The sequence below is a fragment of the Actinokineospora inagensis DSM 44258 genome, from assembly GCF_000482865.1.
In the GTDB taxonomy this organism is placed as follows: domain Bacteria; phylum Actinomycetota; class Actinomycetes; order Mycobacteriales; family Pseudonocardiaceae; genus Actinokineospora; species Actinokineospora inagensis.
The window spans coordinates 20,057-38,398 of the sequence record NZ_AXWW01000024.1; the positions used below are offsets into that span (position 1 = coordinate 20,057).

Sequence of the window (18,342 nt, forward strand, 5' to 3'; positions counted from 1 at the left end):
GTTTTCCCGCCGCCCGCGCGTTAATCCGCCGGATGGCGGGAAAGCGGCGGCCGGTGATTGATCCACTGGGGTTATCGGACCAATCCGACAACCGCGGGATGTTGATTCTGGGGAGGAATCTGGGGTGCGGTACGAAATCATGACATCGCTACGAGTCAATGACCCGGACGGGTATTCCTACATCGGCGCGCGCAAGATCGAGGTGGTGTTGGTGGCGCTGGTCATCAGGGCGGGCCGGATCACCACCGCCGAGCAGTTGATCACCGAGATCTGGGGCGACGCGCCGCCGCAGCGGGCGACCGCCGCGCTGCACGTGTACATCTCGCAACTGCGCAAGTTCCTCAACCGGCCGGGCAAGGCGACCAGCACCATCGTCACCCGCTCGCCCGGCTACCTGCTCGAACTCGGTGACGACGAGGTCGACGTGCACGAGTTCCAGCGGCTGGTCGACCGCGGCCAGGAACTGGTCGGCACCGGCCGCCACGCGGAGGCGGTGGCCGTGCTCGACCGGGCCAACGGGATGTGGGAGGACCCGGTGCTCGGCGACCTGCGCGACGGCCCGATCGTGTCCGGGTTCGTCGGCTGGCTCGACGAGGTGCGGCTGCGCTGCCTGGGGCTGCTGGTGTCGGCGAACCTGGAGCTGGGCAGGCACGCCCAGCTCATCGGGTTCCTGCGCGGACTGGTCGCCGAGCACCCGCTGCACGAGGAGTTCTACCGGCAGTTGATGCTGGCGCTGCACCGGTGCGGCAGGCGCGCGGAGGCCCTGAACGTGTACTTCGCCGCGCGCGAGGTGACGCTGCGCGAACTCGGCCTGGAACCGTGCCGGGCGCTGCGGGAGATGCAGCAGGCCATCCTGTCCTCGGCCGACGAGCTCGACGCGGAGTCGTTCGCGAGCTGACCGGACTCACCCACCAAGCCGGTACCGACGCCGGGGGCCGCGAACCATGCTGGGTTCGCGGCCCCCGGCGCCGGTATCAGGTCACCAGGTGACGGGCACCTGGTAGACGCCGTAGAAGGTGGCGTCCTCCTTGTAGGACAGCTCGGTCGACGGCACGGCCAGCCGCAGGTCCGGGATGCGGCCGAACAGCGTGGTGAACACGAGTTGCAGTTCCAGCCGGGCCAGGTTCTGCCCGAGGCACTGGTGGATGCCGTACCCGAACGCCAGGTGGTGGCGCGCGGCCGCCCGGGTGGTGTCCAGCTCGTCGGGGTCGGCGAAGGTCTCCGGGTCCCGGTTGGCCAGCGAGTTCAGCACGATCACGCCGTCACCGGCGGGGATGACCACACCGTCGAGCTCGATGTCGGCGGTGGTGACCCGGCTGGTCGAGGTGTCGGCGATGCTGAAGAAGCGCAGCAGTTCCTCCACCACCTGCGGCGCGGTGGACGGGTCGGCCACCAGCGCGGCCCGCTGGTCGGGGTGGTCGAGCAGCGCGAGCACGCCGAGCGCGATCATGTTCGCGGTCGTCTCGTGCCCGGCGACCAACAGGGCCATCGACAGGCCGACCATCAGCTCGTGGTCGAAGGTGCCCGCGTCCTGGTACTTGAGCACGAGCCTGCTCAGCAGGTCCTCGCCCGGGTTGGCGACCTTGTCGTCGACCAGGTCGCTGAGGTAGACCCGCAACTGCCGCCAGGCGGCGACCCGGTCCTCGGCGCCGGTGTCCCGGTTCAGGATGGCGATCGTGTAGCGGCCGAACAGGTCGCGGTCGGCGTAGCGCACCCCGAGCAGTTCGCAGATCACCAGCGACGGCACCGGCAACGCGAACGCCTCGACCAGGTCCACCGGCCCGTCCGTCGCCAGCATCCGGTCGACGCAGCCGTCGATGATCTCCTGGATCCTCGGCTGCAGTTGGCGCAGCCGCCGGGTGGTGAACTCGTTGACGACCATCCGCCGGTGCTCGGTGTGCTCCGGCGGGTCCATCCAGGTCAGCAGCCCCTTGGCCTGCGCCTTGGTGACCGGCTGGCGGGGCAGCACCGCCGGGTAGGCGGGCAGCGAGCGGTCCGCGGTCGACCGCGGGTCGGCCAGGAACCGGCGGGCCTGCTCGTAGCCGGTGATCAACCACGCCCGGTTGCCGCTGGGCAGCGTGATCCGGGTGACCGGTGCCTCGGCGTGCAACCGCGCGTAGGCCGCGGGCGGGTGGAACGGGCACCCGCGGGCCTGCGGGAACCGCGGCGGTGTCGCTGCGGGATCTGCCACGGGGAGGTTCTGGGTCACGGCACTGCCTCCGGCTGGACCAGGTGACGGGCTGGTGGTGCGCGCGGCCGGGATCGGCTGCTCGCGGCCACCAGGGTGGTCGCGCGGGCTAAAGGCGGGCTTGCTGTTCGCGGCCGGCCGTTCCGGCTCGGATTGGCCCGCCTTTAGCGGTGGTCCCTACCGTCGGCCACGGCGGGCCCGCGCCGAGTCGGGTCGCCACGGCGAGGGGACGGCCATGCGGGTGGAGATCGATCACGACGTCTGCGTCGGCGCCGGGCAGTGCGCCGCCTCCGCGCCGGAGGTGTTCGACCAGGGGGACACCGACGGCCTGGTGCGGCTGCTGCGCCAGCCCGCGGCCGCCGACCAGGCCGCGGTGCGCGAAGCGGTGTGGTTGTGCCCCTCGGGGGCCGTCCGGGTCGTCGAGGACTGAGCCCGCGCCCGGACGGCCCCTCCCGGGGCGGGTGTCAGGAGCCGGTGCCCGTGGGGCCGCCGCCGTCGGCGTTGGCGACTTCCCCGGGGCGATCGGCTCCGGACGGCCCCGGGCCCGCTGCCGCCGCGCTGGGGGAGGGCGTCGGTCGGGGCAGCAGGAGCGCGGGGAGCACGGCGACCAGGGCGAAGCCCGCCGCCCACCAGAACGTGGTGCTGAACGCGGCGTCGAGCGCGTCCGGGTGGGCACTGGTCTGGGCGGCGAGCACCAGCGCGATCACCGACGTGCCGAACGAGCCGCCGACCTGCAGCAGGATCCGGGTGGCCCCGCTGGCGTGCGGGACCTGCTCCCGGTCCAGCCCGGTGAACGCGGCGGCCAGCACCGCGATGCTGACCGTGCTGACCCCGGCACCGAACACCAGCAGGCACAGGCCGATCACGACTGGGCTGGTGCTCTGCTCCACCTGGCTGAAGGCGACCGTGGGCAACACCGTCAGCAGGATGCCGACCAGCACGACCGGTCGGGCGCCGACCCGGTCGGTGATCCGCCCGACGACCCGCCGCGCCAGCAGCGCGCCGATGCCCTGCGGTACCAGCAGCAGGCCCACGGTCACCGCGGACAGGTGCCGGGCCTGCTGCAGGTACAGCGGCACCAGCAGCGTCCCACCGAAGAGCGAGAGCCCGGACAGGAACAGCAGGACGGTCGACGCGCTGAACGAACGCACCCGGAACAACCGCAGGTCGATGATCGGCTCGTGGCCGGTGCGCAGCGCGTGCGCCACGAACCCGACCAGCGCGACCAGCCCCGCCACCAGCACGACCACGGCGACCGCGGTCGGCCCGCGGTGCACCGCGAACTGGGAGAAGGCGAAGAGCACCGCGGCCAGGCCGGGGGAGAGCAGCCCCAGCCCCAGCAGGTCGAGCGGTTTGCCCGGCCGCCGCGGCCCGGTGTCCAGCCCGCGCGCGGCGGCGACCAGCCCGGCGACGCAGATCGGCACGTTGATCAGGAAGATCCAGCGCCAACTGGTGTTGCCGACGATCACCCCGCCGAGCACCGGGCCGAGGATCGGGGCGACCACGGCGGGCAGGCTGACCGCCGCCATCAGTCGTCCGATGCCCTGCCCGGCCGCCGCCTGGATCACCAGGGTCTGCAGGATGGGCAGCATCAGTCCACTCGCGACACCCTGCACGACCCGGAACGCGATGAGACTGCCGATGTCCCAGGCGATCCCGGCCAGCACCGAGCTGGCCAGGAACAGCACCAGCGACAGCAGCCAGGCCCGCTTGCCGCCCAACCGCCCGGTCGCCCACCCGGCCAGCGGGATCGCCATGCCCATGGCGAGCAGGTAGCCGGTGCCGATCCACTGCGCGGTGGACACCGTGGTGGACAGGTCGACCACGATGGTGTTCAGCGCGACGTTGACGATCGTCGTGTCCAGCAGCGGTGCCATCGCGCCCAGGATGAGGATCGCGATCAGCCTGCGCAGCGCCGGGTCCAGCCGGTCGGCTGCCTTGTCCGCCGATCGGGTCGTCATGGCGCACCCCCCTTTGCTCGTGCGGGCGCGGTGTCCCGACCGCGCCCGCGGGTGGACTACTCGGCTGCCGCGGCGAGCGAGGCGGCGAAGTGCTTGAGCACGCCCGCGAGTTGGGCGCCGCGCAGCGTGTTGGTGTAGTCCTGGTAGCGGACGATCTTGCCGTCGCGGACCTGGATGATGCCGATGGACGACGGCAGCACGAACTGCTCGCCGCTGGCCAGCACCTTGCCCGCGATGGTGAACTGCGCGGTCACCACTTCGGGGTCGGCGCCGAGGTGGGTCTCGACGGTGACCCGGTTGAACTCCAGCAGTTGCTTGGTCGGGTTCTCGGCGCCGAGGTGCTCGCTGACGGCCTGGAACCCCTCCCAGCGGCTGGGCCTGCCCGCGAGCTCGAACGGCGTCTCGTAGACGGCGTCCTCGGCGAACTGGGCGATGAAGTCCTGCGGCTGGCCGGACTCCATGGCCGCGCGCAGCCGCTCGACGACCTCGGCGGTGGTGGCGGTCTGGTCGCTGACCTCAGTCACGGAATGCTCCTGTAGTCGGTGGTTACACTGCGGATGAGTTGGAGGACTTTCTCCGGTTGCCACGATATGGAGAAGTCCCTCCGTATGTCAACCTGGCTGGCGAGGTGGTCGGATGGTGGCGAACCGAACGGGTGAACAGGACACCGGCGACGCGGCGGCGCCCAAGCGGGCGGACGCCCGGCGCAACCGGGCCCGCGTGCTGGCCACGGCGGCCCGGCTGCTCGCGGTCGACGGCGTGTCCGTGTCCTTCGACGAGATCGCCCGGCAGGCCGGGGTCGGCGTCGGCACCGTGTACCGGCACTTCCCGACCAGGGAGGAGTTGTTCGGCACGGTCGTGCTGGACGGCATGCGGCAGTTGACCCTGCGGGCCGACGAGTTGGCCGGTGCCGACGACGACCCGGGCGCCGCGTTCTTCCGGTTCTTCTTCCTGATGGTCGAGCAGACCGTGGTCAACAAGGCGCTCTGCGAGGCGTTCGAGGACCCCGCCGGGCCGGGTTCCGCCGCGGCCGCCGACCCGGGCGCCTCGCTGGCCTTCGAGACCGCGCTCGACCGGCTGCTGGCCAAGGCGAAGGACGTCGGGGCGGTGCGCGCGGACCTGACCGCGACCGAGGTCCGCGTGCTGGTCGTGGCCGCGGTGATGGCCGCGCGGGCGCACGAGTCGACCGGCTTCACCTGGCGGGTGGCCGCCCTGGTCGCTGGTGGCCTGCGGCCGGACGACGGGCGGGTCCCGCTGCCTGCGCCGGGTGCCGATGTCACGAAACTCGCCCCGGATGCCTGTCACGAAACTGGGCGGGCAGCGGCGCGCTGCGAGGTGTGCGGCGAGCCGATCGCGGTCGGCCGCCCCGGCCGCCCCGCCCGGTTCTGCGGCGCCACCTGCAGGCAACGCGCGCACCGGGACCGGAACCGCGCGCTTTAGCGCGTCTTTGCCCGGCGCGCAGACGATGGTGCTCGCTCCCACCCGACCCCTGGATGCGAGGTTCCATGACGCACACCGACAGCGCGTCCGCGCGGGCGGACGACGAGAACACCGAGCTCATCCCGTCGTTCCCGCAGGCCAGGACCTGCCCGTACGCCCCGCCGGACACCCTGCTGCGGTTGGCCGGGCAGGCCCCGCTGTCCCGGGTCCGGCTCTACGACGGCCGCGAGGTCTGGCTGGTCACCGGGTACGCCCAGGCCCGCGCGCTGCTCGCCGACCCGCGGGTCTCCGCCGACCGCACCAACCCCGACTTCCCGATCGTGGCGCCGCGGCTCAAGGCCGCGCACGCCCGCAAGGTCCCGCTCATCGGGGTCGACGCCCCCGAGCACGACGCGCATCGCAGGCTGCTCAACCCGACCTTCGCCCTCAAACGCGTCCAGGCGACCCGGCCGCGGGTCGAGGCCGTCGTCGGCGAGCTGCTCGACCGGCTCGTCGAGCACGGGCCGCCCGCGGACCTGGTGCGCGGTCTCGCGGTGCCGCTCCCGTCGATCCTCACCGCCGAACTGCTCGGCGTCCCCCTCGACGACATCGAGTTCTTCCAGGACGCCACCGAGCGGACGATGAACTCCACCGACGCCGACGGCCTGCAGCGCGCCGCCGTCGAACTGCAGCAGTACATGGTCCGCCAGGCGGTCGAGCAGGAACGCGAACCCGGTCCCGGCCTGATCGGGACCCTGGCCGGGCACGTGCGGGAGGGGACCATCAGCCGCGCGGAGATGGTCCAGATCCTCTACGTGCTGCTCATCGCCGGGCACGAGACCACCTCGGGTTCCATCGCGCTGGGGATCGTGACACTGCTCGAACACCCCGAGCAGTGGGCCCAGTTGCGGGCCGACCCCACCCTGGCGCCGACGGTGGTGGAGGAGTTGCTGCGGTTCGTGGCCGTCACCGACACCGCGGGCCTGCGCGTGCTCACCGACGACATCGAACTCGACGGCATCCGGCTGTCCAAAGGGGATGGTCTGCTGCTGTCGGCGAGCCTGGTCAACCGCGACCCCACCGTGCACGAGAACCCGCACTCGTTCGACATCCACCGGGCGAGCAGGCGCCACCTCGCGTTCGGCCACGGCGTGCACCAGTGCGTCGGCCAGCACCTGGCCCGACTCGAGTTGGAGGTCGTCTTCGAGGCGTTGCCGCGGCGTTTCCCGGACCTGCGCCTGGCCGTCCCGGTCGACCGGCTCCCGTTTCGCGGCGTTGACCTCGGGCCGGTCCAGAGCCTGCTGGAACTCCCGGTCATCTGGTAGCCGGGGCGGCTACCGCATACGAAGGACGAACCGCCGACCGATCGGCGGTTCGTCCTTCGTGGTGTTCAGGTCGCTCGGCCGAGCTCGTTGTCGATGAACGCGAGTAGGTCGCCCGCGGATGCCGTGTCGAGCGGGTCGCCTGTGTCCACCGGGTTGTCTGTCGGGGTTTCGGTGGGGACTTTGGTCAGCATGGCCCGCAGGAGGGCGGCCAGCCTGCCGCGGGACTCGGTGTCGAGGTCAAGCGAGCCCAGTGTCGAGTTGAGCCTGCCCAGTTCCGCCAACACCGCCACCGCCGGTGGTTCCGGCTCGGGCACGATCCTGGTGTAGAGGTACCGGCTGAGGTCGGCGGGGGTCGGGTGGTCGAACACGATGCTCGCGGGCAGCCGCAGGCCGGTCGCGGTGGCGAGTCGGTTGCGCAGTTCGACCGCGGTCAGCGAGTCGAACCCGAGTTCCTTGAACGGGCGCCGCGGTGCGACGGTGTCCAGCTCGCCGTGTCCGAGGACGGCGGCGACTGTCCCCTGCAGCAAGGTGAGCACCTCCGCGCGGGCCTCCGAAGTGGGCAGTGCGCCCAGTCGGTCGACGAGCCCGGTGGGCGACGGTGCCGCCACCACTCGACGTGGGTTCGGGCGGGCGAGGTCACGCAGTACCGCGATGTCCGGGTCCAGCCGCGACCGGTCCAGCCGCGCGGCCACCAACTGCGGGTGCCCGGCGGCGACCGCGGCGTCGAACATCGCCAGTCCCTGCTCGTCGCTGAGTGCCAGCACACCGGAGGACGCCATCCGGGTCGCGTCGACGGCGCCGGTCATCGCGCTCGAACCGGCCCACAGACCCCAGTCGAGCGACACCGTGGGCAGGCCGAGACCCGCTCGGTGGCTGGACAGGGCGTCCAGGAAGGCGTTGGCCGCGGCGTAGTTCGCCTGCCCCGGGTTGCCGAGAACACCCGCCAGGGAGGAGAACAGCACCAGGGTCACGTCCTCGCCCAGGAGCGAGTGCAGGTGCCATGCGGCGTCGAGTTTGGGCCGCAGCACCGAGTGCAGTCGCTCCGGGGTCAGGTTCGCCACGAGCCCGTCGTCGAGCACGCCCGCCGCGTGCACCACCGCGGTGAGCGGCACGTCCGAGACGACCCGGGCGAGTGCGTCGCGGTCGGCGGTGTCGCAGGCGATCACGCTCACCCGGGCGCCGAGTTCGGTCAACTCGTCGACCAGGTCCGCGGCTCCTGCGGCGTCTGTGCCCGCGCGGCTGGTCAGCAGCAGGTCGCGGACACCGTGCGCGGTGACCAGGTGGCGGGCCACCCGGGCGCCGAGCAAGCCGGTGCCGCCGGTGATCATGACCGTGCCGCGCGGATCGATCCCGGTCGGGATGGTGAGCACGACCTTGCCGACGTGCCTCGCCTGCTGCAGGTGCCGGAACGCGGCGCGGGCGTCGTGCACGGGCCACGGGGTGATCGGCGGTGGGGTCAGCGCCCCGGCGGCGAACAGGGCAAGCACCTCGGCGAGCATCGACCGGATCCGGTCCGGTCCGGCCTCGTGCAGGTCGAACGACCGGTAGCGGACCCCGGGGTGGTTCTCGGCGACGTCCTCGGCGGCGCGCAGGTCGGTCTTGCCCATCTCGATGAACCGCCCGCCGTGGGGGAGCAGCCGCAGCGACGCGTCGGTGAACTCGCGGGCGAGCGAGTTGAGCACGACGTCGACACCAGCGCCGGCGGTGCGGTCGGCGAACTCCGGCTCGAAGTCGAGCGTGCGGGAGTTCGCCAGGTGCGCCTCGTCCACTCCGAGCCCCCGCGGGACGTACCACTTGGCGGGGCTCGCGGTCGCGTACACCTCGGCCCCCACGTGGCGCGCGATCTGGGTGGCGGCGACACCGACACCGCCACTGGCCGCGTGCACCAGGACCCTCTCCCCGGCGCGCAGGTCGGCCAGGTCGACGAGGGCGTAGTAGGCGGTGAGGTAGGCGATCGGCACGGCGGCGGCGCGGGTGAACGACCAGCCCGCCGGGATCGGGGCCAGCAGCCGCCGGTCGGTGACGGCGAGCGGGCCGACCGCGTTGTCGATCACACCCAGCACCCGGTCGCCCGCGGCGAGGTCGGTGACCCCCGGGCCGGTCTCGACCACGACCCCGGCCCCTTCGGCGCCGATGGCGATGTCGCCGGGGTAGAGACCGAGCGCCATCAGCACGTCCCGGAAGTTCAGGCCGGCCGCGCGGACCGCGACCCGGACCTCGCCGTCGCGCAGCGGCCGGGTCGGTTCGTCGGTGGCGCGGGGTGCGAGTGCGTCGATGGAGCCGGTACCGGGGGTGTCCAGGACCCAGGGCCCGCCCGCGGGCAGGTCGGTGCGCTCGACGAGCCGGGGCGCGAGCAGTCGGCCGTCGCGGATAGCCAGTTGGGGTTCACCGGTGGCGATGGCGGCCGACAGGTCCGGGTGGTCACCGTCGACCAGGTCGACCAGGGTGATCCGGTTTGGGTGCTCGGCCTGTGCGCTGCGCACCAGCCCCCACAGCGGGGCGCTCGCCAGATCGGTGACCTCGCCGTCGACGGCGACCGCCCCGCGGGTGCGGACGACCAGCCGGGTGTCCGCGGTTCGCTCGTCGGCCAGCCAGCTTTGCAGGCAGGACAACAGTTCCGCGGTTCGCGAGTGCCCGGCGGCGATGATGTCGTCGGGATCGGCGAAGATCCGGTCGAGCACGACAACAGCGGGCAGTTCGTCCAGTGTGGACAGACGGTCGAGCTCCGACGGGTCGGTGACGATCAGGTGGTCGGGGCCGGAGTCGGGTGCGGGCGCCGGGATCCAGTCGAGCTGGAACAGCGTCTGGTGGGGTGGCTTGCCCAGCCTGCCGGGGTCCAGCGGTCGGGTGCGAAGTCTCCCGATGGTCGCGACGGGCGTGTTGTCGTTGTCGGACAGCGTGATCGCGGTCGTGCCGTCGTCGTTCGCGGTGAGGCGGGCGCGCAGCGACCGGGGGCGGGTCTGGTGCAGGGTGACCGACTCCCAGGAGAACGGGAGGGCTGGTTCGGTCGGCGTCCGGGTGATCAGCAATGGGTGCAGGGCCGCGTCGAACAACGCCGGGTGGACGGCGTGGTCGGCCGGGTCGACGTCCTCGGGCAGGCTGACCTCGGCGTAGGTCGTGGTGCCGTGTCGCCACGCCTTGCGCAGGCCGCGGAAGGCGGGCCCGTACTCGTAGCCCTGCTCGGCCAGTCGGGTGTGCACGTCGGTCAGGTCGAGTGGGGTGGCGTCCGCGGGCAGCCACTCGGTGGTGCCCACAGTCGGGTCGTTGGTGTCGTTGGTGTCGTTGATGAAGGTCGCGCTCGCGTGCCGCGTCCAGGTCTCGTCGGCCTGCCTGGAGTGGACGGTGAGGGTGTCGCCGGTGACGGTGACCTGCAGTTGGGCCGGGGAGTCGGTGAGGACGAGCGGCGCCTGCAGGGTGAGTTCGGCGATCCCGGCGTGCCCGGTCTCCTGGGCGGCGTGCAGGGCGAGGTCGAGGAACGCCGTCGCGGGCAGCAGGACCGTCCCGAACACGGCGTGATCCGCCAGCCACGGCGGGGTGGCGCGGGAAATCCGCCCGGTGAAGACGGTCCCGGTCCCGTCGGCCAACGGGATGGCCGCCGCCAGCAGCGGGTGGCCTGCCCGGGTCTGGCCTGCCGAGGCCACGTCGCCGGTGGTCGGCGCCGGGAGCCAGTACGTCCGGCGCTGGAAGGCGTAGGTGGGCAGGTCGACCCGCCGGGCGCCCGGGAACACGGTGTCCCAGTCGGGGGAGACACCGTTGAGGTGGGCCTCGGCGAGCGCGGTGGTGAACTGGCGCAAGGTGCCCTGATCGCGGCGGAGAGTGCCCAGCGCGGTCGCGGAAGTGTCCGCGGAGCCTGCCGCCACGCTGCCGGTGAGCACCGGGTGCGGGCTGGACTCGATGAACACCGCGTGGCCGGAGTCGATGATCGTCTCGACGGTGTCCTGGAACCGCACCGGGTTGCGCAGGTTCTGGTACCAGTAGTCGGCGGTCAGCCGGGCGGTGTCGAGGAGTTCGCCGGTGTAGGTGGAGTAGAAGGGGATCTCGGCCGGTGTCGGCGTGATGTCCTTGAGGGCGCGCAGAAGCGGTTCCCGGAGGGCTTCCATGTGTGGTGTGTGCGAGGCGTAGTCGACGGGGATGATCCGGGCGCGCACGTCTCGCGACTCGTACCAGGTGTGCAGGTGGTCGAGTTCGTCGGCGTTGCCCGCGATGACGGTGGCCGTGGGCCCGTTGGTGGCCGCGATGTGCAGGTCGGCGTGGTTGGCGATGTCGGCGCTGACCTGGTCGGCGGCCAGGGCGATGGACATCATGCCGCCCGCGGGGGCGGTGGTGGCGATGGCCTGCGACCGCAGGGCGACGATCTTGGCCGAGTCGTCGAGTGACAGCGCGCCCGCGATGTGCGCGGCGGCGATCTCCCCTTGGGAGTGGCCGATCACCGCGGCCGGGTGGACGTCGTGGTGTCGCCACAGCCGGGCCAGCGACACCATGACCGCCCAGAGCGCGGGCTGCACCACGTCGACGCGCTCGAGCGCCGCGGCGTCCGGCAAGACGTCGAGCAACGACCAGTCGACGTACGGGGCCAGCGCTTCGGCGCAGGCGTCGAGGTTCGCGGCGAACACGGGGGATTCGCGGTAGAGGTCGACGGCCATGCCCGCCCACTGCGAGCCTTGACCGGGGAACACGAAGACCGGTTTGGCGGCGCTCCCGTTCCCGGTCACCACGTTCGCCGCGGGCAGGCCGGTCGCCAGGGCGACGAGACCGGCGCGCAGTTCGGCGACCGTGTCCCCGAGAACCGCCGCTCGCTGGTCGAACGCCGTGCGGCTCACCGCCAGCGAGTAGCCGATGTCGGCCGCCGGTACCTCCGGGTGTGTGTCCAGATAGGACAGTAGGCGCTCGGCCTGGTCGGCGAGCGAGGTGGACTTGGTCGAGAGCACGAACGCCACGGGGTTCGCACCGGGCTCGCGCTCGACCGGCCGCGCGGCGGGTGCCTCCTCCAGGATGACGTGGGCGTTGGTCCCCGAGATCCCGAACGAGGACACCCCGGCTCGACGCGGTCGCCCGTCGGCGGGCCACTCGACCGGTTCGGTGAGCAGCCGCACCGGGCCGGACTCCCAGTCGACGTGCGGGGACGGGGCGTCCACGTGCAGGGTTCGCGGGAGCGTGCCCCGCAGCATCGCCATGACCACCTTGATCACCCCGGCGACGCCTGCGGCGGCCTGGCTGTGGCCGACGTTGGACTTGACCGAGCCCAGCCACAGCGGCCGCTCCCGGTCCCTGCCGTAGGTGGCCAGCAGCGCGGTCGCCTCGATGGGGTCGCCGAGGGTGGTTCCCGTGCCGTGCGCCTCGATCGCGTCGATGTCCGAAGTGGACAGGTTGGCGTTGGCGAGCGCCTGCTCGATGACGCGCTCCTGCGCGGGCCCGTTGGGCGCGGTGAGACCGTTGGAGGCACCGTCCTGGTTGATCGCGCTGCCCCGGACCACCGCCAGCACCGGGTGCCCGTTGCGTTCGGCGTCGGACAGGCGCTCCAGCAACAGCAGACCGACCCCTTCGGACCAGGAGGCACCGTCGGCCGAGGCGGCGAACGACTTGCACCGGGCGTCGGGGGACAGCCCGCGCTGGCGGCTGAACTCCACGAACAGTTGCGGGGTCGCCATCAGCGTCACCCCACCCGCCAGTGCCAGGTCGCAGTCGTTGTCGCGCAGTGCCCGGGTGGCCAGGTGCAGGGCAACCAGGGACGACGAGCAGGCGGTGTCCACGGTGACCGCGGGCCCTTCCAGGCCGAGGGTGTAGGACACCCGCCCGGACGCGATCGAGGCCGCGCTGCCGGTGCCGATCATGCCCTCGTACTCCGGCGGCACCTGGTGCACGCGCGAGGCGTAGTCGTTGTACATCACCCCGGTGTAGACGCCGGTTCGGCTGCCGCGCAGCGAGCCGGGAACGATCCCGGCCCGCTCGACCGCCTCCCACGCGGTTTCCAGCAGCAGCCGCTGCTGCGGGTCGGTCGCCAGGGCCTCGCGCGGGCTCATGCCGAAGAACGCCGGGTCGAACTCGCCCGCGTCGTGCAGGAACCCGCCCTCGCGGACGTAGCTCGTGCCGTGGTGCTCGGGGTCCGGGTGGTACAGGGCGTCGAGGTCCCAGCCCCGGTCGGTCGGGAAGCCGCCGATGGCGTCGACGCCGTCGGACACCAACTGCCACAGCCCTTCCGGGTCGCGCACGCCACCGGGGTACCGGCAGGCCATCGCGACGATGGCGATCGGCTCGTCCGGGACCCCGGTCCGCACCACCGCCGTCGGCTCGCCGCCGCCGCCCGTCACGAGGTCGACCAGCCGGTTCGCCAGTTCGGCCGGGTTGGGGTAGTCGAAGACGAGGGTCGCGGGCAGCCGCAGACCGGTGGCCGCGCTGAGCCGGTTGCGCAGTTCGACCCCGGTCAGCGAGTCGAACCCGAGGTCCTTGAACGCGTGACCGGGGTCTATCGCGTCACCGTCGGAGTGCCCCAGCACGGCCGCCGCGCTCTGCCGGACCAACTCCACCGCGCGCAGCCGCCGGTCCGCACCGGAGCCCCCGGCCAGAGTGCTCGTCCCCGGCCGCGTGGTGCCCCGGGTGGCGCGGACCAGACCGGCGAACACCACGGGGAGCGTGCGGGTCTCCGCCTGCCCGCGCAGCGCCGCCGGGTCGAGGGGCGCCGGGATCACCCGGGTGAGATCGGTGCCGAGGGTGGCGTCGAGCAGCCGCAGGGCCTGGGCGGTGTCGACCGGTCGGATCCCGCCGCGGGTGAGTCGGGCCAGGTCGGTGTCCGCGAGGCCTTCGGTGAGTCCGCTCGCGTCCCGCCACAGGCCCCAGGCCAGGGCGGTGGCGGGCAGACCGGTGGCGTGCCGGTGGTCGGCGAGCGCGTCCAGGAACGCGTTGGCGGCCGCGTAGTTCGCCTGACCGGGGTTGCCGAGCAGCCCGGCGGCCGACGAGTACAGGACGAACGCGGCCAGGTCTCCGGTCAGCTCGTGCAGGTTCCAGGCGGCGTCCAGCTTCGGCCGCAGGACGGTGTCGAGCTGTTCCGGGGTCAGCGCCGCGACGAGCGCGTCGTCGAGCACCCCTGCGGTGTGGAAGACGGCGGTGAGCGGGTGGGCTGCCGGGACGGTGTCGAGCAGGCCGCGCAGCGCGTCCCGGTCGGCGACGTCGCAGGCGGCCACGGTGACCGCGCAGCCGAGCGCGGAGAGCTCGTCGCGCAGGCCGGGCGCTCCGGGCGCGTCGAGGCCGGAGCGGCTGGTGAGCAGCAGGTGCCGGACGCCGTGGTCGGTGACCAGGTGCCGGGCCAGCAGGGCACCCAGGGTGCCGGTGGCGCCGGTGACCAGGACCGTTCGCCCCGGGTCGAGTCGGATGCCACTCGATGGCGCTTGCCGCCGGGTCAACCGGGGCACCAGGAGTTCGCCGTCACGCACGGCGATCTGCGGTTCCCCGGTGCCGATCGCCGCGGCGACCAGATCGCTTGTTGCTGTATCGAGGTCGAGGAGGGTGAACCGGCCCGGGTGCTCGGTCTGCGCGGAGCGCAGCAGGCCCCACACCGGGGCCTCCGCGAGGTTCGCGCCGGTCGTGGCCCCGTGCGTGACGACGACGAGTCGGCTGTCGGCGAACGCGTCGTCGGTCACCCAGTCCCGCACCACCGCGAGCACCCGCAGCAGCACGTCGCGGGCTTGGTCGGGCAGCGCTCCGGGAGGGGCCGCGCACGACAACAGCACGACCTCCGGTACCAGGTCCGCCTTGAGCCCCGCCAGATCCGCGTCGAGTTCGACCAGGTCAACCGGGTCGACCGGGGTGGTGCCGGTGGTGTTGGCCGGGATCCAGTCGAGGCGGAGCAGGTGTTGGGTCGCGGCCAACTGCTGGGCGGACACCGGTCGGGTGCGCAGCTCGTCCACCGTCAGGATGGGGGCGCCCGCGGTGTCGTAGAGCGCGATGCCGGTGGAACCGTCGCGGTCGGTCAGCACCACCCGGGCGGCGGTGGCCCCGGCCGAGTGGGCTGTGACACCGCCCCACGAGAACGGGAGCCGGACGTCTGTGGTCTCGGTGGTTTCGGTGGCCTGTACAGCCAGCGGGTGGAGGGCGGAGTCGAGCAGGGTGGGGTGGATGGCGTGCCCGCTGGTGTCGATGTCCTCGGGCGTGGCGATCTCGGCGTAGGTCGTGTCACCGTGCCGCCACGCGCGCCGCAGCCCCTGGAAGGCCGGACCGTAGTCGTAGCCCGCGCCGGTCAGCCGGGTGTAGGCGTTGGTGAGGTCGACCGGAACGGCTCCTGGTGGCGGCCACTCGGTGGGCGCGGCGGGCGCGGGCGGTGGCTGCCTGGTGAGGGTGGCGGTGGCGTTGGCGATCCAGGGATCCTCATCGGACTGTCGTGAATGGATGGTCGTGGTGTCCCCGGTGACGGTGATCTGCAGCCGGGTGGGGGACTCGGCCAGGATCAGCGGGGCGGCCAGGGTGATCTCCGCGATGCCTGCGTGCTCGGTGTGCCGGGCGGCGTGCAGGGCGAGGTCGACGAACGCCGCGCCGGGCAGCAGCGGTGTCCCGTTGACGGCGTGGTCGCTCGACCACGGGTGATCGCCCGCCGAGATCTGTCCGGTGAGGACGGTGGTCGAGCCGTCGGCGAGGGTGATCGCACCGCCGAGCAGGGGGTGGTCGGTGCCGGTGAGGCCCAGCGCGGCCGGATCGGCGGCGTCGGCGGGGGCGTCGAGCCAGTACCGCTGGTACTGGAACGGGTAGGTGGGCAGGTCGGTGTGCCTGCCGCCGGGGAACACCGTGGACCAGTCCGGGGTCGCGCCGTGCAGGTGCGCCTCGGCGAGCGCGGTGCTGAACTGGCGCCGGGAGCCCTGGTCGCGCCGCAGGGTGCCGATGGCCGTGACCCCGGTGAGCCCGGTGGCCAGCACCGGGTGCGGGCCGGTCTCGATGAACAGCGTGTGTCCCGCTTCGACCAGCACCTCGGTGGTGTCGTGGAAACGCACCGGGTTGCGCAGGTTCCGGTACCAGTACTCGGCGGTCAGGTCGGTCGGGTCGAGCAGTCCGCCGGTGAGCGTCGAGCAGAACGGGATGTCCGCCGCCGTCGGCCTGATGCCGCCGAGGGCGGTGAGCAGCGGTTCCCGCAGGGGCGCCATGTGCGGGGTGTGCGAGGCGTAGTCGACCGGGATGATCCGCGCCCGGACGTCCCGGGACTCGTACCGGGCGTGCAGGTCGCGCAGTTGGGCTGTGTCACCGGCGACGACGGTGGCCGTCGGCCCGTTGACGGCGGCGATGTGCAGGTCGTCGTGGCCCGAGAGGTCGGCGCGGACCTGGTCGGCCGGGAGGGCGATCGACATCATGCCGCCGGTCCCCGCGATCGCGGTGATCGCCCGCGAGCGCAGCGCGACGACCGTGGCGGAGTCGGCCAGCGACAGCGCGCCCGCGATGTGCGCGGCGGCGATCTCGCCCTGGGAGTGGCCGACGACGGCGGCGGGGTGGACGCCGTGGTGCTGCCACAGCCGGGCCAGCGAGACCATCATCGCCCACAGCGCCGGTTGCACGACGTCGACCCGGTCCAACCCGGGTGCCCCCGGCCGGGCGTGCAGGACGTCGATCAGCGACCAGTCGATGTGCGGCGCGAGGGCGGCCGCGCAGGCGTCGAGGTGTTCGGCGAAGACGGGCGACTCGCGGTAGAGGTCCACGGCCATGCCCGGCCACTGCGAACCCTGACCGGAGAACACGAACACCGGTCGGACGGTTGCCTCGGCGTGCCCGGTGGCGAGCGTGGGCGCCTGACCGGCCGCGGCCAGCGCGGCGAGTCCGTCGCGGAAGTCGGCCAGGTCCGTGCCGACAACCGCGGCCCGGTGGTCGAACCGGGTCTTGGCCGCCAGCGAACGACCGATGTCGACAGCATTCCGGTCTTCTGCGTTCCGGTCTGCGGTGTCCTGGCCCCCAGCGGCTCGGTCTTGCGCATCGAGGTGGCGCACCAGGTCGCGGGCCTGGTCGCGGACGGCCTGCTCGGTGCGGCCGGACAACACCCACGGCACCGGTGCGAGCGCGGGTGGCGGCGGTTGCTCGATCGGCGCTTCCTCCAGGACGACGTGCGAGTTGGTGCCGCTGATCCCGAACGAGGACACCGCGGCTCGCCGCGGTCGTTCGCCGGGGTGCCAGGGGGTCGCCTCGGTGAGCAGCGAGATCCCGCCTGCGGCCCAGTCGACGTGCGGGGTGGGTTTGTCGATGTGCAGGGTGCGGGGGAGGGTGTCGTGCCGGATTGCCATGATCATCTTGATCACCCCGGCGACGCCTGCGGCGGCCTGGGTGTGCCCGATGTTGGACTTGATCGACCCCAATCGCAGCGGCCGCTCCCGGTCCCTGCCGTAGGTGGCCAGCAGCGCGGTCGCCTCGATGGGGTCGCCGAGCGTGGTCCCGGTGCCGTGCGCCTCGACCACATCGACGTCCGTTGTGGACAGTTGCGCGTTGGCGAGCGCCCGCCGGATCACCCGCTCTTGCGCCGGACCGTTCGGCGCGGACAGCCTGCTGCTGGTGCCGTCCTGGTTCACCGCGCTGCCGCGGATCACCGCCAGCACCGGGTGCCCGTGCCGTCGGGCGTCGGACAGCCGCTCCAGCAGGAGCATCCCGGCTCCCTCGCTCCACCCGGTGCCGTTGGCGGCGGCGGCGAAGGACCGGCAGCGGCCGTCGGCGGAGAGTCCGCGCTGCCGGGAGAACTCGACGAACAGGCTCGGTGTCGCCAGCACCGTCACCCCGCCCGCCAGCGCCAGGTCGCACTCGCCCTGGCGCAGTGCGGTCACCGCCAGGTGCGCCGCGACCAGCGACGACGAGCAGGCGGTGTCCACCGTGATCGCGGGCCCCTCCAGGCCGAGCGTGTAGGCGACGCGGCCGGAGGCGACCGAACCGGCGCTGCCGATCCCGAGGTAGCCCTCCAGGCCGTCCGGCGCCCGGCGGATCCGCGACCCGTAGTCGTCGTACATCACCCCGGCGAACACCCCGGTCGAGCTGCCCCGGACCGACACCGGGTCGATGCCCGCCCGCTCGAACGCCTCCCACGAGGTCTCCAGCAGCAGCCGCTGCTGCGGGTCGACGGTCAGTGCCTCGCGCGGGCTGATCCCGAAGAACTCCGGGTCGAACCGGCCTGCGTCGTGCAGGAACCCGCCGTGCCGGGTGTACGACGTGCCGACCCGTGCCGGGTCCGGGTCGTAGAGCGCCGCGAGGTCCCAGCCGCGGTCGGTGGGGAACCCGGTGATGGCGTCGGTGCCCGCGGCCACCAGCCGCCACAGGTCCTCCGGTGACCGCACGCCGCCGGGGTAGCGGCAGCTCGCGGCCACGACCGCGATCGGTTCCGCCGCCTGCGCCTGGGTCTCGGCCAGCCGCTGCCGGGTTTGCATGAGGTCGTTGGTGACCCGCTTCAGGTAGTCGCGGAGCCTGTCCTCGTTCGACATCCGGCCTGACTCTCCTCGCCTAG

The 18,342-nt window shown here is 72.7% G+C and carries 8 protein-coding genes; 4 read left to right on the forward strand and 4 right to left on the reverse strand.

Annotation, left to right across the window (positions count from 1 at the left end):
- Positions 1–124: 124 nt before the first annotated feature.
- A complete protein-coding gene (locus tag H504_RS0110020; protein WP_026422669.1) occupies positions 125–898 on the forward strand; it encodes an AfsR/SARP family transcriptional regulator in 774 nt (257 codons plus the stop codon).
- A gap of 81 nt (positions 899–979) precedes the next feature.
- Here the strand turns inward: H504_RS0110020 and H504_RS0110025 are convergent, their stop codons facing one another.
- Positions 980–2,191: a cytochrome P450 gene (locus H504_RS0110025; RefSeq protein WP_026422670.1), complete on the reverse strand. Its 1,212-nt coding sequence runs from the start codon at positions 2,189–2,191 to the stop codon at positions 980–982.
- Positions 2,192–2,423: 232 nt separating this feature from the next.
- On the opposite strand from H504_RS0110025, the gene H504_RS0110030 reads away from it, so the two are divergent.
- The gene (locus H504_RS0110030) at positions 2,424–2,618 is read left to right on the forward strand and encodes a ferredoxin (protein WP_026422671.1); all 195 of its coding nucleotides are present in this window, start codon (positions 2,424–2,426) and stop codon (positions 2,616–2,618) included.
- Between the two features lie 34 nt (positions 2,619–2,652).
- Here H504_RS0110030 and H504_RS34265 read toward each other — a convergent pair whose 3' ends face one another.
- Both H504_RS34265 and H504_RS34270 read right to left on the reverse strand, forming a co-directional pair.
- Positions 2,653–4,149 carry an MDR family MFS transporter gene (locus tag H504_RS34265; RefSeq protein ID WP_084467519.1) on the reverse strand — a complete coding sequence of 499 codons (1,497 nt, stop codon included), beginning with the start codon at positions 4,147–4,149 and terminating at the stop codon, positions 2,653–2,655.
- 56 nt (positions 4,150–4,205) lie between these two features.
- On the reverse strand, positions 4,206–4,673 hold the full coding sequence (locus H504_RS34270; RefSeq protein WP_051385693.1) for a nuclear transport factor 2 family protein: 468 nt from the start codon (positions 4,671–4,673) through the stop codon (positions 4,206–4,208).
- A gap of 115 nt (positions 4,674–4,788) precedes the next feature.
- On the opposite strand from H504_RS34270, the gene H504_RS34275 reads away from it, so the two are divergent.
- Both H504_RS34275 and H504_RS0110050 read left to right on the forward strand, forming a co-directional pair.
- Positions 4,789–5,589 carry a TetR/AcrR family transcriptional regulator gene (locus H504_RS34275; RefSeq protein ID WP_169735366.1) on the forward strand — a complete coding sequence of 267 codons (801 nt, stop codon included), beginning with the start codon at positions 4,789–4,791 and terminating at the stop codon, positions 5,587–5,589.
- Between the two features lie 65 nt (positions 5,590–5,654).
- On the forward strand, positions 5,655–6,893 hold the full coding sequence (locus tag H504_RS0110050) for a cytochrome P450 (protein WP_051385695.1): 1,239 nt from the start codon (positions 5,655–5,657) through the stop codon (positions 6,891–6,893).
- A 65-nt stretch (positions 6,894–6,958) separates the two neighbouring features.
- Here the strand turns inward: H504_RS0110050 and H504_RS0110055 are convergent, their stop codons facing one another.
- On the reverse strand, positions 6,959–18,319 hold the full coding sequence (locus tag H504_RS0110055) for a type I polyketide synthase (RefSeq protein ID WP_026422673.1): 11,361 nt from the start codon (positions 18,317–18,319) through the stop codon (positions 6,959–6,961).
- Positions 18,320–18,342: the final 23 nt, after the last annotated feature.